Source organism: Schinkia acidoalkalinis, from assembly GCF_054301215.1.
The window spans coordinates 2,860,445-2,874,268 of record NZ_CP182573.1 but is presented as its reverse complement, the minus strand read 5'-3'; the positions used below and the strand labels follow the sequence as shown (position 1 = coordinate 2,874,268).

General features: G+C 38.3%; 16 protein-coding genes and 1 riboswitch. Of the genes, 6 read left to right on the top strand and 10 right to left on the bottom strand.

What is annotated here, in order from left to right:
* Window positions 1-189: 189 nt before the first annotated feature.
* Window positions 190-885: a nitrous oxide reductase accessory protein NosL gene (locus tag ACNQFZ_RS14565; RefSeq protein WP_458412055.1), complete on the top strand. Its 696-nt coding sequence runs from the start codon at window positions 190-192 to the stop codon at window positions 883-885.
* A gap of 157 nt (window positions 886-1,042) precedes the next feature.
* The gene (locus ACNQFZ_RS14560; RefSeq protein ID WP_458412054.1) at window positions 1,043-2,146 is read left to right on the top strand and encodes an NAD(P)/FAD-dependent oxidoreductase; all 1,104 of its coding nucleotides are present in this window, start codon (window positions 1,043-1,045) and stop codon (window positions 2,144-2,146) included.
* A 63-nt stretch (window positions 2,147-2,209) separates the two neighbouring features.
* Here the strand turns inward: ACNQFZ_RS14560 and ACNQFZ_RS14555 are convergent, their stop codons facing one another.
* From ACNQFZ_RS14555 to ACNQFZ_RS14530, 6 genes are all read right to left on the bottom strand, one after another.
* On the bottom strand, window positions 2,210-2,953 hold the full coding sequence (locus tag ACNQFZ_RS14555; protein WP_458412053.1) for an ABC transporter ATP-binding protein: 744 nt from the start codon (window positions 2,951-2,953) through the stop codon (window positions 2,210-2,212).
* Entirely contained in the window at window positions 2,943-3,773 is an 831-nt protein-coding gene (locus ACNQFZ_RS14550) for an ABC transporter permease (RefSeq protein ID WP_458412052.1), read from the bottom strand. The genes ACNQFZ_RS14555 and ACNQFZ_RS14550 overlap by 11 nt, the downstream gene beginning before the upstream one ends.
* A 76-nt stretch (window positions 3,774-3,849) precedes the next feature.
* Window positions 3,850-4,323 (bottom strand): nitrous oxide reductase accessory protein NosL, encoded by a 474-nt coding sequence (locus ACNQFZ_RS14545; RefSeq protein WP_458412051.1) that lies wholly within the window; start codon window positions 4,321-4,323, stop codon window positions 3,850-3,852.
* 29 nt (window positions 4,324-4,352) lie between these two features.
* Window positions 4,353-5,714 (bottom strand): nitrous oxide reductase family maturation protein NosD, encoded by a 1,362-nt coding sequence (nosD, locus tag ACNQFZ_RS14540; protein WP_458412050.1) that lies wholly within the window; start codon window positions 5,712-5,714, stop codon window positions 4,353-4,355.
* Between the two features lie 139 nt (window positions 5,715-5,853).
* On the bottom strand, window positions 5,854-6,117 hold the full coding sequence (locus ACNQFZ_RS14535) for a DUF1871 family protein (protein ID WP_458412049.1): 264 nt from the start codon (window positions 6,115-6,117) through the stop codon (window positions 5,854-5,856).
* A gap of 179 nt (window positions 6,118-6,296) precedes the next feature.
* Complete coding sequence (locus ACNQFZ_RS14530) at window positions 6,297-7,046, bottom strand: peptidylprolyl isomerase (RefSeq protein ID WP_458412048.1); 750 nt, start codon at window positions 7,044-7,046, stop codon at window positions 6,297-6,299.
* A 94-nt stretch (window positions 7,047-7,140) separates the two neighbouring features.
* Here ACNQFZ_RS14530 and ACNQFZ_RS14525 point away from each other — a divergent pair, with 94 nt between their 5' ends.
* Window positions 7,141-7,524 carry a kinase-associated lipoprotein B gene (locus tag ACNQFZ_RS14525; RefSeq protein ID WP_458412047.1) on the top strand — a complete coding sequence of 128 codons (384 nt, stop codon included), beginning with the start codon at window positions 7,141-7,143 and terminating at the stop codon, window positions 7,522-7,524.
* Between the two features lie 288 nt (window positions 7,525-7,812).
* Here ACNQFZ_RS14525 and ACNQFZ_RS14520 read toward each other — a convergent pair whose 3' ends face one another.
* The 4 genes from ACNQFZ_RS14520 to ACNQFZ_RS14505 all read right to left on the bottom strand — a co-directional run bounded on the left by ACNQFZ_RS14520 (window position 7,813) and on the right by ACNQFZ_RS14505 (window position 10,285).
* Window positions 7,813-8,937, bottom strand: coding sequence for a SpoIIE family protein phosphatase (locus ACNQFZ_RS14520; RefSeq protein WP_458412046.1), 1,125 nt, complete (start codon window positions 8,935-8,937; stop codon window positions 7,813-7,815).
* Entirely contained in the window at window positions 8,930-9,274 is a 345-nt protein-coding gene (locus tag ACNQFZ_RS14515; RefSeq protein WP_458412045.1) for an STAS domain-containing protein, read from the bottom strand. Before ACNQFZ_RS14515 ends, ACNQFZ_RS14520 begins: the two co-directional genes overlap by 8 nt.
* Complete coding sequence (locus ACNQFZ_RS14510; protein WP_458412044.1) at window positions 9,258-9,707, bottom strand: ATP-binding protein; 450 nt, start codon at window positions 9,705-9,707, stop codon at window positions 9,258-9,260. The genes ACNQFZ_RS14515 and ACNQFZ_RS14510 overlap by 17 nt, the downstream gene beginning before the upstream one ends.
* A gap of 245 nt (window positions 9,708-9,952) precedes the next feature.
* Window positions 9,953-10,285: an STAS domain-containing protein gene (locus ACNQFZ_RS14505; protein WP_458415401.1), complete on the bottom strand. Its 333-nt coding sequence runs from the start codon at window positions 10,283-10,285 to the stop codon at window positions 9,953-9,955.
* A gap of 282 nt (window positions 10,286-10,567) precedes the next feature.
* A riboswitch (FMN riboswitch) is annotated at window positions 10,568-10,706 on the top strand.
* A 131-nt stretch (window positions 10,707-10,837) separates the two neighbouring features.
* On the opposite strand from ACNQFZ_RS14505, the gene ribD reads away from it, so the two are divergent.
* From ribD to ACNQFZ_RS14490, 3 genes are read left to right on the top strand one after another with little or no spacing between them, the layout of a single operon-like run.
* Entirely contained in the window at window positions 10,838-11,929 is a 1,092-nt protein-coding gene (gene ribD / locus ACNQFZ_RS14500; RefSeq protein ID WP_458412043.1) for a bifunctional diaminohydroxyphosphoribosylaminopyrimidine deaminase/5-amino-6-(5-phosphoribosylamino)uracil reductase RibD, read from the top strand.
* Window positions 11,930-11,931: 2 nt separating this feature from the next.
* Window positions 11,932-12,582: a riboflavin synthase gene (gene ribE / locus ACNQFZ_RS14495; protein ID WP_458412042.1), complete on the top strand. Its 651-nt coding sequence runs from the start codon at window positions 11,932-11,934 to the stop codon at window positions 12,580-12,582.
* Window positions 12,583-12,601: 19 nt separating this feature from the next.
* Window positions 12,602-13,795 (top strand): bifunctional 3,4-dihydroxy-2-butanone-4-phosphate synthase/GTP cyclohydrolase II, encoded by a 1,194-nt coding sequence (locus ACNQFZ_RS14490; protein ID WP_458412041.1) that lies wholly within the window; start codon window positions 12,602-12,604, stop codon window positions 13,793-13,795.
* The last annotated feature ends 29 nt before the right edge of the window (window positions 13,796-13,824 follow it).

The following is a 13,824-nucleotide window of genomic DNA, read 5'->3' as shown; positions in this document are numbered from 1 at the left end:
AACCTCCATCTCAAGTTACTATTTTTAGTATAACGGCAGGATGTGAAATAAGAATGAACTGAATATGTCTAAAATTTTATAAAAACTTTCTTATAATTATATAGATTTCTCACAATTTCATCAAAACTTTCTATTAATCTGAAGTTGGAATTAAAAATTTATTGAATCATATGGAGGTTTGAATCGTTTATGAAGAAATTTTTGATGGTTTTATCGACTTTCGGTTTAATTACAGCGATTATGGCAGGATGTGGAACAGATACAAAAGACAGCCAAAGCTCCGCACCTGATAATAAGGCAACTGAAGTCGCTACTACACAAACTCCACAAAGCGAACCTGCAGCAGCAGATAAAACAGCGGCAGAACAGAAAGATGCTGCTCAAACTACCGCAACACCTACAGAGCCTGGTGATGGTGAAATGTGTTCAATGTGCAACATGGAGGTCTATCACCAAGACCATGAAATGGGCAAATTTACTGGCCAAGTTGTAACAGCAGATGGAAAGCATTTATTTACGGATGATGTAGGCTGTTTATTGAATCAAATCCGAACTCTTGAAGAGAAGCCGCAAGGTGCTTGGGTGCGTGATTATAATACATTAGAGTGGGTACCAGTAAATGATGCAACACCAGTAAGAGCAAGCATTGAAACACCAATGAAAATGGGCTTTGCTTTATTTGCGACGAAAGAAGCTGCTGACAAATACGTAGCTGAAAATCCAATGGCCGCACCGGTAATCACTTCAATGGACGACGTTGATAAAATCGCCTTAGAACGCCGTAAAGCAAAATTAGCGAAAATGAAAGAATCAGAGGAAAAAGCAAAAGCCGCTGGGAAAATGAATGGACAGATGGATATGCAAATGAATGGACAAATGAAATAATTAAATTGCTGTGGATGATATTGTTTCCCAGCAAAAAGGCAGAGCTAGTTGAACTTGGCTCTGCTTTTTTACGTTTATTTGGAAATTATCAATGCATTTATTTTCTGTCGTTAGGGAATGCTCGTATTGTCACCAAGTATTTAGGAGGAATCACGAAATGGAAGTTGCTATAATGGGTGCTGGACTATCCGGTTTAGCATGTGCAATAACCCTTGAGAAGAACGGCATTATGCCAACGATATTTGAGAAAAGAAGCAGAGTTGGAGATAGGTTTGTAAATGGGGAGGTCTTACTTACTATCTTTTCTAGGCCCATTCAGGATTGCATTGCTTCCTTATCAGACCAGTATGGAATATTTCTTAAACCGACATCAAATATTCAGAGGATGGAACTATTTTCAAAAAACGAAAAAGCAATTATCGAGGGAGCCCTCGGGTTCACAAATATTCGTGGCAGAGAACAGGAATCTTTTGAATCACAATTAGCACAACAAACTAAATCCACCATTCATTACAACTCTAAGAAAACATATGAACAATTACTTAAGGAATATACTCATGTAATCCTGGCAACTGGTGATGGAGCTTATTCAAAGAAGACTAAAAACTTCAGAGAAGATTTGTCCGTATCTATAAAAGGCGCAACTGTTGAAGGGGATTTTGATCGATATACAGTAATGGCCTGGATTAATTACGACCTTTCTCCTTACGGGTATTGCTTCCTCATTCCATACTCAGACAAAGAGGCAAACATCTCCATAGCATTTCCGGATTTACCTGAAAACAACAATGTAAATATCAACAAGCTCTGGGACCTATTTTACCAAAATGTTCGGTCACAGCTAAAACAGGAATTACCAATAACCGATCAGTTTCAAATAACCCGCTATCAGATGGGAATCTGCATGTCGCCGCGAATAGGAAATACTTTTTACGTTGGAAATTGTTTCGGAACCATGATGCCTTTTATGGGTTTTGGTCAGTATGCCTCTATTTTGAGCGGAGTTTATGCCGCCTATGATTTATGCGGCTTAGGCAAATATGAGGAACTAATGAAACCACTTCGCGAAAGCTATGAAAATGCACTTGTGTTAAGAAGAACAATGGAGCAATTATCCAATGAAGGGATAGATAGAATAATTAGATTACTGCAAGGATATTGGGGCGAAAAATTAATTCAAACAAAAACCATTAACCCGTTAAAAGTGGCAAGCTATTTACTTCGTCCCTATATAAAAATGAAAAACGGATTGACCTCATAATGTGGGGACAGGTTCCGTGTCCCAAACTAACGAACTGGGACGCGGAACCTGTCCCCACGTCCCTTATACCGTCTGCCCCGCCTTCACCAACGTAAAGAATACTTCTTCCAACGTCGTTTTAGCGTGAGCATCATTCTCTACCTTTGTTAATGCTTCAACTGTATCGGTTACAAGCAGCCTACCATTGTTCATAAATGCCACCCGGTCGGCCAGTTCTTCAACATCTGCTAAAATATGAGAAGAAAACAGGATGGTCGTCCCTTTTTGTTTTTCTTCTTTTATAATATTTTTAAATTCCCGCACCCAGTATGGATCAAGGCCGTTGGTCGGCTCATCTAAAATAAGCAATGGTGCTTCAGGCAATAAGCTTTGCGCCAACGCTAATCTTTGTTGCATTCCTTTTGAATAATCGCGGACCTTTTTATCTTTATCTCGCGATAGTCCAACCCTCTCAAGCAGCAAATCAACCCTAGCTTTTGGAACATTGGATAAATCAGCAAAAAAACTCAAAACTTCATACCCGCTTAACACCTTAGGAAAAGCCATCGCATCCGGCATATAGGAAAAAAGAGACTTATACATCGCCGCGTTTGAACTCATGGTAATCCCTGATAGCTTAATACTTCCTGATGTTGGTTTTACATTTCCGATGATCATTTGAATAATCGTACTTTTACCAGCACCGTTCCCGCCGCATAGTGCAAAACATTCACCTTGAAAGATTTCAAATGTAATTTGTTCAATCCGGTTGCTAGCATTATAGATTTTACTTAGTTCATTTACTTCTACTATACGGTTACGCTCCATGGTGAATCCCCCGTTTTAGCAATTTATTTGAAATGAAAATTGGGATGATAACCCAAAGCATGGCACTGATTGTAAATGCTATTTGCCCAAAATTCCCTTCGCTCCAAACGGTAAGGTCATACAAATTAGGACCAAATATCGAGCCGCTATCCATTGAAATAATCGTCCAAACGCGAATTAATTCAACTGGATTTAAAAGAATGGAGGCCGTGAACATTCCAAGAATCGCTTGCTTACTAATCACCATTGCCAAACCCATGACAATAAATTCATAGAACAATACAGCAACCGCCCATAATATTAAACTCAACCCCAGTGCTTGAAAGCGAGTGGCGGATAAAACACCAATAAGCATTGCCAGGCCAAGAAACAACACCATGAGCAGCATTGTGAATCCATAAAATAATAAGAAGAAATGTAAAGAGACACTGGCTTTACTTATAAATAGAATCAATCCTGCTGCACCGTAGCCAAAGGTAACAACAGCAAACAATGTTAATAGTAATCCGATAAATTTGCCCAATAATATTCGGGAAGCCGGTATTGGATACGTAAACAATAGTGTCAAGCTTCCATCTTCTTTATCACCAGCAAGAGATGTACTGCCAATCAGCAGCGTTAATAGAGGCACGAGGAAGAGAGATAAATTTAATAAACTCGCAGCCATCCTGTTAAAGCCATTAAAATCTGCTGTTTCGGCGCTGCCACCAAATAATACAATGGTAATCGCGAGCACAGTATAAAGGATTGTGAAACTAAACACCCATTTGCTGCGCGAAATCACTTTTAATTCATGTCTAGCAATCATAAACATTTTCATAGTAGAATGATCCTCCTATATCGTGTCTGACACGGTTACGCAGATGGTGCCAAACAGTTGCACCGCCACGTAGACATTAATGGGGCTGCATAACCCAATCAACTTTATCTAAGCCTTTATAATCGAGTACTTCACCTTTTCCTTCCTTTTTAACATAGGCATCTGCTAGTTTTTTTGTAGCAAAAGGGACTACACCATAGGCCATTGGTGTCCAAAATTCTGGATGATAGGCATAATAGGCTTCTTCCATCGGAACCCAGTCCATTGTGTCGTTGTCTCTCACATAGGTTGCAGCAATCTCTTTATTCTTTCCTTCTCCTTCCAGATATTTGACCATACAGCCGATATCGTCATACATATGAACGGTGCCGTCAGTTTCAATCAATTGCGTGGCAAAGTCAGTATGGGCAATTGACATATTACATACTTCGCAGGCATCGATGTTCGGATTTACTTCTCTCGGCTCAAACACTGCCTTGTTACCGCAAGCACTTATGATAAGGGTAAGTGCAATGATTAATAGTGAAAACCATTTATTTTTAATCTTCATTATAAAATCCTCCCAAACTATATTCCCTTTTACCTTGAAGCTCTTCCTCGATAAAAAATAGTACCTGCTAAGGAAATCATGATCATTCCAATTAACGCTGCCAGCCAATTTCGATGTACGGAAGTATCCTTTGAATCAGCCTCATAGTGGATCGGTTGTACATATGGAAAGCGGTCCATCCCTTTATCACCAGAAAAAGCAGGAAATATTTTTTCAATTGATGACCATAGTTTGATAGTTGGACTTTCAAAAAAGAACTGCAATGTCGGATTTTCCTCTACTAATTTGTCAAATAACTTCCCTGACTCATAAGGAATTTCCCCAATCCCATCACCATTCAAATCCATGCCGCTATAATCATCCCAATAATTGCCTTGGCCGTCTAAATCCATTGGCTCAACACTAGTAAAAATTTTCGTTTGCACAATATTTCCGAGAAAATTATTACCCGCCATTGTATTACGTTCATTTTTATCTTTTAAATCCAAGCCCACATAATTTCCGGCAAAAATATTTCTCTCAATTTTGCAATCACGTGCATCCTGCAAGCTTAATCCGGTATTATTGAAGGTCACACGATTACCCGTAAGTTCGATTTTGTCAGAGTCAAAAATTAAAATACCATGGCCGCGGTAATCTAAATTTTCGGTAATCCTATTGTTATTGATTGTAAAATCCTTGGCGTCCATGATCATTATGCCAGTAATATTTTTCGTCGATACATTTTCTGTTAACAGTCCTTTTTTCGCATACATAATATGGTAGCCATATCTTGACCCTTCAACACGATTGTTTTTTAAAGTACTATCTGTGGCAAAATCAAAATAAACACCATCTTGCACCTGCGCGATCTTGTTCCCTGTCAGCTCTGTTTCCTCTGCATAAAATAAATGAATGCCATTCCCCTTCTTTGAAAAATGGCCCGCATACCCGGTAATGCTATTATTTAGGAGCTGATTTTGTCGCCCCTTTTGGATATATATTCCATATTGAACTTCTTTTACCACATTGTTTTGAATAAGGTTATGGGATGATTCCACAAAAATCCCGGCATCAGTATCTTTTCTACCACTCTTTTCGATAATAAAATTTTCAATCCTCACATTAGAAGCTTTTATTTCTATGACATGGCCTTTTCCGTTACCAGCTATAATCGCACCTTTTTCACCTATTAAATGAATGGACTTATTGACGACGATATTGCCGTTATACTGTCCCTTTTTCACAAAAATGGTAGAGCCATTATGTGCTTGTTCAATAGCCTCTTGGATATTCACACCTGGGGTTACAGTTACTTCTATTTCACTATTAATTTGCTCTGCTTTTACAATTGGATTTATTAAAAGTATGATTCCAATTATTATGAAGGCTATTAATGCAACTCTTTGCATAAAAATTCCTCACCACCAATCCACTTTTTTCTATCTCTCATGATAGCCAGTAATTGTGAAGTAATGGAGAAGTAAGTTTGAACAAAATAGTAAAAAAATATATAAAAAAAGAACTCACCTAGATTGGTTCGTTCTTTTCTTACATGGCATAGGGATTAGTTTCTTTTAATAACAACATTCTTCTGGCTACTTTCTGACATTCGGTAAGGGGAATTGATTCTTCAAAGGAAAATTCATAAATAAATTGGATCCGTTTTGCCAAGTATCTGAGATCGTTAATTTCATGAACTGCTTGAATAATGTCAATTGCTTCTACTTCATATGCTCCTGGTCCGAGCCCTAAAGGGTCCCACTTACTAATAACCTCTTTCAACTTTTCATTTAATTTCTTTGACCCTTCCATTTAAATCACCTTATAAAAAAAGTTAAATTCATAATTTCATTGTAAGCCCTAAACCAAGTCTAGACATGCATGTTTTCTTACAGATTTGCGACAATAATCAGTTGTTTTTATGAACATTTTTTAAACTGGTAAAAAAAAGAGGCTATCATCCCTTTGATAGCCCTTTTCTACATTCGATTTTATTCCTTTACATCTATTTTATTGATAATGACCGGTTGAAGGGGTGCACTTGAAGTAGAGTTCACTTTTACACTGGCTATTTTATCAACAACATCCATACCTTTGATTACTTGACCAAAAACGGTATGTTTTCCGTCAAGCCAAGGTGCTCCGCCAACTTCCTTATATTTATCAATTACAATATCAGGAAATCCAGCTTGTTTCATTTGGCCGATTAATTCCTCATCAACTGTTTTAGCTTGTACAATAAAAAATTGACTTCCATTCGTGTTAGGACCACTATTAGCCATTGACAGTGCTCCGCGGAAGTTTCTTAATTGTGGTGAAAACTCATCCTCGAATGGTCCGCCCCAAATACTTTCTCCACCTGAGCCATTTCCATTTGGGTCTCCGCCCTGGATCATAAAATCATTGATAATACGGTGAAACGTTAATCCATTGTAATAGCCATCTTTACTGTGGGTTATGAAATTTTCGACAGCCTTAGGTGCTTGGTCAGGGAATAACCGTATCACAATATCACCCATTGTCGTTTTCATTGTTACGACAGGATTACCTGCTTTAACATCCTCAAATTGCGGCAGGCTTGTAATTCCATTTGCATTTGTATCGGCATTTTCGTCCGTATTTTTGGTTTCATTTGTAGCAGCGTTGTTTTCGGTTGCTTTTTTTTCTCCTCCATTACCGCCGCAAGCAGTCATTATTGCAATCACGATGACCAGCATTGAATAGAATAATATTTTTTTCATTCAATCTCTACCTTTCATTTTTAATTTCCACTTTCTATATGATAAGATTTTTGGCAGGGTTATGTCAAAACTTCTCATAGAAAGGTTGTGCAAAATGAGTGAAGAGTTCCAAATTGGACAAATTGTAACAGGAATCTATAAAACCGGTAAATATATCGGGGAAGTGACAGCCATTAAGCCGCAGCATATTACAATTAGGGTGAAAGCCGTCTTAAAGCACCCACTGCAAGGGGATTTACACTCTCCTAAACAAGCAGACGTCTTATTTTTCCATGAGCGAAGAGCGCTTTCCTTGAATGAACAAACGAATATCCCGAAAATGCAAGTAAAGCCCTATACAGAAACCGTTCCAGATTATTATGATTCATTACGAAAAGTGGTTCATGAGGAAATGGAGGAACTGGAAAAAACAGACAGCCCCTGGGCAAAGGCTTCACTGGAAATGTATAAAAGGCTTGAGAAGGATTACTTTAAATAAAGAAGTTATTCCTTCCAAAATATCCGTTAGCGATTATCGCTCCCTAAAGTGATTGGACAATCCACTTATTTTATATAAAGCAAGTTTTTATGCGGACACGAATAAACATCTGGGTATTTCTGGGGAGTTAGACTGTATGCGTGTTTGTCCGCATAAAAACTTAAGTTTCGATCTAACCATTAATCTAATACGTTGTCCAATCAAACTCGGTCACAATAACCGCTAACGGAATATAAATTTCTAAAAAACAAGCTATGCTCTATGAACTAGCTCAAATACCTTTTAGTTTTACTTTATTGTAATCGCCACCATTGTTACATCATCGTCATAGCGGTTGGTCTTCTTTGCCATTTTTGTTAACACGTCTTCTAGTAACGGTGTGCTTTCTAAGTCTTTCAAACTGACAACGAGCTCCTTAAGCTCTTCTATATTACCTGTCGTGTCCTTACCAAATGAATCGGTCAAACCATCGGTATATAGAAAAAGCTGACATCTTCCTTGGATTGAAATGGTTCCAGTCTCAATCACAAGTGACGGCAACAGTCCAATCGGAGGACAGCCGATATCTAAATTGGTCACTTTTCCATCCTCCTGAATAAAGAAACACGGCGGATGGCCGGCAGACGCGTATTCGATAACTTTTTCCTTTACATCAATCAACACGTAAATGGCGGTAAAAAAGTAGGAATGGTCCATCCCATTTTTTCGATAAAGCAACCGCATATGCTCATTTAGTTCAGTAAACAGTTTTTCCGGCTTCTTTACGTTTGTAATAATTCCCCTTAATAATGAACGAATTGACATGCTGACTAAGGATGAGGCTACGCCATGGCCCATGATATCAAATAAGATCACACCATATTGATGTTCGTTAATCTGATACCAAGCGTACATGTCCCCGGCCAGCTCGTCGCAAGGAAGATAAGCTCCATCAATATCTATGTACTCATTTTTGATTGGTTTACTTAAAACGCTTTTTTGCAGTTGTCTTGCTAATTCCAAGTCCGATGCCAGCTTCTGCTCCGCTTCTTTTATTTTTGTAATATCACTAATAATAGCGCAGTAACTGATTGGGATATCATTCGAATTTTTAATAGTAGCAATCGTTGTCCGCTGGTAATAGAGTTCTCCGTTTTTTCTTCTATTAATAAATTCTCCCTGCCACTTTCCATCCTGTTTGAGAGATTCCCAAATCCCCTTATAATATTCCAATGGATGTTTGCTGGATTTGAGGATTCTTGGGTTTTGTCCTAAGACCTCATCGGCGGAATAGCCGGTAATTTTTTCAAACGATTCATTAACAAGCTGAATTCGGCAGCTTAAATCTGTAACAAATATACCTTCAATGGAAAATGTAAATACTTTTGAGGCTAATTGCAGTTGCTCTTCAACCGTCCTCGGAAGACTATTCATCTCGATCACGCTTTAAGTAATGTAAACCCTCTTCTTTTGAGTCAAAAATTTTAATAAAAGTTCCGAATTTAACGATCGTAAATATTTCTCTTACGGATTGCTGTGTTGTCACAACCACCAGCTCTTTTTGATTTTTCTTTGCCGTCAGAACTGAATCTACAATCACACCCAATGCGCCACTGTTTACATATTGGACACCGTCTAAATGCAATAATAATCTTCCTGAATCTGAATGAATCAATTCTGTCATAGCCTCTTTGAAACTTCCGATATTTTTTAACGTTACGTCTTCCTGCCAGTTTAATAGAATCACTTGATCACTAGTAGTTACTATCATAAGAAACCTGTCCCCTCTCATTTAGAATGTGGCTGCCATATTTTCTCATTAAAAGCGTAACATATTCTCCATTTTCCTCGATAAATACTTTGTCCATTAAATTTACAATTAATAGCAAGCCTCTTCCGTGTAGACCACGGTTTGCTTCATTTGTACGTGGAGTAATATTGTATTTTTTTCCTTTATGTTTAATGAAAATGGTGAGACTATCTCCTTGGCTCTTATCCCAGCCGATTAAAAAGCCCGACTGATTCGTATTTTGACAATATTCAAAAGCATTCATACAAGATTCTTCCGTTACTAATCTTAAAAAGATTCTTTCATTATGAAGGAAGCCACTGACCCGGGCAATCCTATCAGTAATAGCCATCGCAAGAAAAATATCATCTACTGTTTTGACTTGTAAACGTCGCTTTCCGTCATAGATATTCATGGCTTACTTCTCCCTGTATGAGCAATTTTTGCTTTTCAACACTATCAATATTATTAATTATAAAGGAAGAGGGCTTAAAAGCTCTCTTCCTTTGTAATTTTTCACAAAAGGTACAAATTTTGGTAAAAACTATTATTTAGGCGCAATATTAAAAGGTAATTTTGGATTTAGTGAGTAAGAACGGATTTTTACTATTTTTCTTTGATTCGATTCGAAGCTTATGGTGAGTCATTTCTATTTTCTTCTTACACAACCTTTATGGCCATGTTGGGGAATAGTTTGTACAAATAATTCTCAGCATATTGTTCATGTGAGAATACTTGTACAATTGAGTAAAAATGAACCATCTCAAATATTGTTCTAAGTGTTGTTTGATTATTTATAATAACAAGTTCCTTGTTCATATCTTTTGCCGCTTCAACCGCATTTGCAATGATCCCTAATGCGTGTTCGTTCATATATAATACATTTTCTAAATTTAGAATCATACCTTTTGTGTTCACTTTAAGCAGTCTTTCAACTGATGTCTTAAAATTTTCAAGGTTTTTCAATGAAATATTTTCATCCCAAATAAGCATTTCAATCAACGATATTACTCCCTTCTTTATGACTTAGTACTATACTAATTAATCACACAATTACAACTACTGAACACCCCCATCTCATCGTATTATTCAGACAATTACGGACATTTAATGATTGAGATTGCAGGATTTACGTTATAAAAACACTGATAAGCACGAAATATAAATACATGTCGAAGCGAAAGCTGAAGAATTTGTAGTTTTATATCGAATTGTTTCGGCGTGGAAATACTTGTCATGTCCACCCATTTTAATATATAGTTAAAGAAACAAAATAGTTTTCTTCAGGGTCGGGTGAAATTCCCAATCGGCGGTGATGTAGCATAGTCCATGCTAACAAGCCCGCGAGCCTTATAGGCAGGAACTGGTGAGAATCCAGTGCCGACAGTTACAGTCTGGATGGGAGAAGAAAAGGTGAAGGTAGTAAGCTACCTTTATTTGCTGTATTTCTTTATCTATATTCATAATAATTCCGTTCATGATAAGACCCTGGATTTTTCCTAGGGTCTTTTTTATTTACAAGTTGTGAAAGAAAAAGGTGATTGGATGACAGACCAAGATTACATGAGACTTGCCATTGAGCTCGCTTCCAAAACGAGCGGCCAAACGAGCCCAAATCCAGTTGTGGGTGCTGTTGTTGTAAAAAACAACCAGATTGTCGGAATGGGAGCCCACTTAAAAGCAGGCGAAGCCCATGCTGAAGTGCATGCCATTAAGATGGCGGGAGAAAAAGCAAAAGGGGCCACTGTTTATGTAACACTTGAGCCTTGCAGCCACCATGGGCGGACACCACCATGTGCTGATCTTTTAATTAACAGTCAAGTTGCTAGGGTCGTTATCGCGTCTACAGATCCGAATCCTCTTGTTGCTGGAAGAGGGATTGAAAAGCTTCAAAACGCTGGAATTGAAGTAGAAGTGGGCATATTAAATGAAGAAGCAACTAAGCTCAATGAAGTATTTTTTCATTACATAGCGACTAAAATGCCGTATGTCACTTTAAAATCAGCAACAAGTCTTGACGGAAAGATCGCTACTGTTGCTGGTGAAAGCAAATGGATCACAAGTGAAGCAGCAAGATTAGATGTTCATCAATACAGACATCGCCATGATGGAATTTTAGTTGGTGTTAATACTGTCATTAAAGATGATCCTTCATTAACAACAAGACTTCCACTTGGCGGCAAAAATCCAATTCGCATTATCCTTGACACTCATGCAAGAACACCACTCACTGCAACAATTGTGAATGATGAATGTGCACCGACATGGATTGTTGTTGGAAAAAATGCCTCAGATGACAAAGTTAGTGCACTCGAGGCTAAAAATGTTGAAGTTATAAAAATGCCAACGGAAACAATTAAAATCCGGAGTGTACTTAAAGTGTTAGGTGAAAAAGGAATTACATCTTTGTTTGTTGAAGGCGGCTCACAAATTAATGGGAGCTTTGTTACAGCCAAGGCAATCAATCAGGTCATTACGTATATAGCCCCAAAAATGATTGGCGGGGCATTAGCTCCAACCTCAATTGGCGGTGAAGGCTTTGAAAAAATAAGTGATGTTTTAGAACTTCAAATAAAATCGGTTGAGACGATTGGCCCGGATATCAAAATTGTCTCTACTATGGTGCGGGAGGGATAAAGTTGTTTACTGGTATTATTGAAGAAAAGGGGACAATAAAAGCTATCACAAAATCAGGAGATGCCATCAAGATGTCCATACAGGCACCGAAAATTTTAGAGGATGTCCATTTAGGTGATAGCATCGCTGTTAACGGCGTTTGTCTAACAGTTACGACTTTTGATAAAAATACATTTTCGGTTGATATCATGCCGGAAACTGTGAAAGCAACTTCCTTACGCGATCTTACAACAGGCTCTAAAGTAAACTTAGAAAGAGCAATGGGAGCAAACGGCAGGTTTGGCGGCCACTTTGTATCCGGCCATGTAGATGGCACCGGCACCATTATTAAAAAGAAGCCGGTAGCCAATGCGGTTTATTATGAAATAGAAGTAAATGAGGAATTATTACATTATATGCTTTTAAAAGGGTCGGTCACAGTTGATGGTACAAGTCTAACAATCTTTGGCCTAAGTGATAAATCCTTTACAATCTCGCTTATTCCCCATACGATGTCTGAAACCATTCTTGGCGAAAAGACACCAGGAGACATCGTGAATATCGAATGCGATGTGTTAGGGAAATATATAGACAAATTTTTAACAAAAGGCAAGGTAAAGGAAACTGGTAAAACAATGACAGAAGCTTTTTTAGAAGAGAATGGATTTAAATAAAGGTAGGAGGATGATCAATATGTTTGACCCCATTGAAGAAGCCATATATGAGCTTATGAGAGGAAATATCGTCATTGTTTGTGATGACGAAGACCGTGAAAATGAAGGTGACTTCATTGCCTTGGCTTCCAAGGCAACACCGGAGGTTATTAACTTTATGATTACCAATGGTCGTGGCCTTGTTTGTGCACCGATTTCAGAGGAAATTGCACGTAATTTAAATTTAGTGCCAATGGTTAACCGAAATACAGACCCGCATGGAACTGCCTTTACAGTCAGTGTCGATCATAAAACATCGACAACAGGTATTAGTGCGTTCGAGCGTGCGAAAACAGTACAAGAATTAATTAATCCAAATTCAAAAGCTGCAGACTTCAAACGACCTGGCCATATTTTTCCGCTAGTTGCAAAGGAAGGCGGCGTTCTTAGAAGAGCCGGCCATACAGAAGCTGCTGTTGACCTAGCAAGACTTTGCGGAGCAAGCCCCGCAGGTGTTATCTGTGAAATCATCAAAGAAGACGGTACAATGGCAAGGGTCCCTGATCTTCGCAAAATTGCCGACGAATTTGAATTAAAAATGATTACGATTAAAGATTTAATTAAATATCGCAATAAAAAGGAAAAATTAGTAACACGCGAAATTGAAATTGACCTTCCAACTGAGTTTGGGGAATTCAAAGCTTTTGGCTATTCAAATATCGTCGACGGAAAAGAACATATCGCGCTTGTGAAGGGCGATGTAAACGGAGACGACCCTGTTCTTGTTCGTGTTCACTCCGAGTGCTTAACTGGCGATGTGTTCGGGTCATACCGCTGTGATTGTGGACCACAGCTGCATGCGGCGTTGGCGCAAATTGAGGAAGAAGGAAAAGGTGTTCTCTTATACATGCGTCAGGAAGGTAGAGGCATTGGCTTGTTGAACAAGCTTCGTGCCTATAAGTTACAGGAAGAAGGCTACGATACGGTTGAAGCAAACGAAAAGCTTGGCTTTGCTCCAGACCTTCGTGATTACGGAATCGGTGCACAAATCTTAAAAGATTTAGGCATCACAAACATGCGCTTATTAACGAATAATCCGCGCAAGATTGCCGGACTCGAAGGCTATGATTTAACAATCGTAGAACGTGTACCTTTACAAATGCCAGCTAGAAAAGAAAATGCTAAATATTTAAGAACGAAATATGAAAAAATGGGACATATGCTTAAATTCTAAATGAAAATTTCAATATCATACTAGGAGGT

What these genes read in the sequence shown, in the direction of transcription:
- ACNQFZ_RS14565 (WP_458412055.1), top strand. Translation starts at nt 190, where the DNA reads ATGAAGAAATTTTTGATGGTTTTATCGACTTTCGGTTTAATTACAGCG.
- ACNQFZ_RS14560 (WP_458412054.1), top strand. Translation starts at nt 1,043, where the DNA reads ATGGAAGTTGCTATAATGGGTGCTGGACTATCCGGTTTAGCATGTGCA.
- ACNQFZ_RS14555 (WP_458412053.1), bottom strand. Translation starts at nt 2,953, where the DNA reads ATGGAGCGTAACCGTATAGTAGAAGTAAATGAACTAAGTAAAATCTAT.
- ACNQFZ_RS14550 (WP_458412052.1), bottom strand. Translation starts at nt 3,773, where the DNA reads ATGAAAATGTTTATGATTGCTAGACATGAATTAAAAGTGATTTCGCGC.
- ACNQFZ_RS14545 (WP_458412051.1), bottom strand. Translation starts at nt 4,323, where the DNA reads ATGAAGATTAAAAATAAATGGTTTTCACTATTAATCATTGCACTTACC.
- nosD (WP_458412050.1), bottom strand. Translation starts at nt 5,714, where the DNA reads ATGCAAAGAGTTGCATTAATAGCCTTCATAATAATTGGAATCATACTT.
- ACNQFZ_RS14535 (WP_458412049.1), bottom strand. Translation starts at nt 6,117, where the DNA reads ATGGAAGGGTCAAAGAAATTAAATGAAAAGTTGAAAGAGGTTATTAGT.
- ACNQFZ_RS14530 (WP_458412048.1), bottom strand. Translation starts at nt 7,046, where the DNA reads ATGAAAAAAATATTATTCTATTCAATGCTGGTCATCGTGATTGCAATA.
- ACNQFZ_RS14525 (WP_458412047.1), top strand. Translation starts at nt 7,141, where the DNA reads ATGAGTGAAGAGTTCCAAATTGGACAAATTGTAACAGGAATCTATAAA.
- ACNQFZ_RS14520 (WP_458412046.1), bottom strand. Translation starts at nt 8,937, where the DNA reads ATGAATAGTCTTCCGAGGACGGTTGAAGAGCAACTGCAATTAGCCTCA.
- ACNQFZ_RS14515 (WP_458412045.1), bottom strand. Translation starts at nt 9,274, where the DNA reads ATGATAGTAACTACTAGTGATCAAGTGATTCTATTAAACTGGCAGGAA.
- ACNQFZ_RS14510 (WP_458412044.1), bottom strand. Translation starts at nt 9,707, where the DNA reads ATGAATATCTATGACGGAAAGCGACGTTTACAAGTCAAAACAGTAGAT.
- ACNQFZ_RS14505 (WP_458415401.1), bottom strand. Translation starts at nt 10,285, where the DNA reads ATGCTTATTTGGGATGAAAATATTTCATTGAAAAACCTTGAAAATTTT.
- ribD (WP_458412043.1), top strand. Translation starts at nt 10,838, where the DNA reads ATGACAGACCAAGATTACATGAGACTTGCCATTGAGCTCGCTTCCAAA.
- ACNQFZ_RS14490 (WP_458412041.1), top strand. Translation starts at nt 12,602, where the DNA reads ATGTTTGACCCCATTGAAGAAGCCATATATGAGCTTATGAGAGGAAAT.